1 tRNA gene and 1 rRNA gene are annotated in these 382 nt (G+C 47.1%); both read right to left on the reverse strand.

Annotation, left to right across the window (positions count from 1 at the left end):
- Positions 1-93: ribosomal RNA gene (locus GJ700_RS34760) — 23S ribosomal RNA — on the reverse strand; the annotation flags it as partial.
- A 172-nt stretch (positions 94-265) separates the two neighbouring features.
- Positions 266-341, reverse strand: a tRNA-Ala gene (locus tag GJ700_RS34765).
- Positions 342-382 lie beyond the last annotated feature (41 nt).

Raw genomic sequence — 382 nt, forward strand, 5'->3', positions numbered from 1 at the left:
TTTGTCAGCTCCCCGAAGCTTTTCGCAGACTTCCACGTCCTTCATCGCCTGTAATCGCCAAGGCATCCACCATGTGCACTTATTCACTTGTCCCTATAACCTTGACGGCTATAGGCAAGCATTTACTGCTTTGTGATGATGAGTTTTACTACCCTAAGTGTGTATTTCTACACGCTTAAATAAAACTTTACTTCTTCCAGATTGTTAAAGAACGGTACTACTTTTATCTAAACCCGAGCCGTTTGGCTGGCTTACATAAAAGCAGTGGTGGAGGATGACGGGATCGAACCGACGACCCCCTGCTTGCAAAGCAGGTGCTCTCCCAGCTGAGCTAATCCCCCGGGATCTTGCTACAGCATTTTGGTAACTGGTAGGGCTGGTT

The sequence above is a fragment of the Pseudoduganella rivuli genome (genome assembly GCF_009674485.1).
Lineage (GTDB): Bacteria > Pseudomonadota > Gammaproteobacteria > Burkholderiales > Burkholderiaceae_D > Rugamonas > Rugamonas rivuli_B.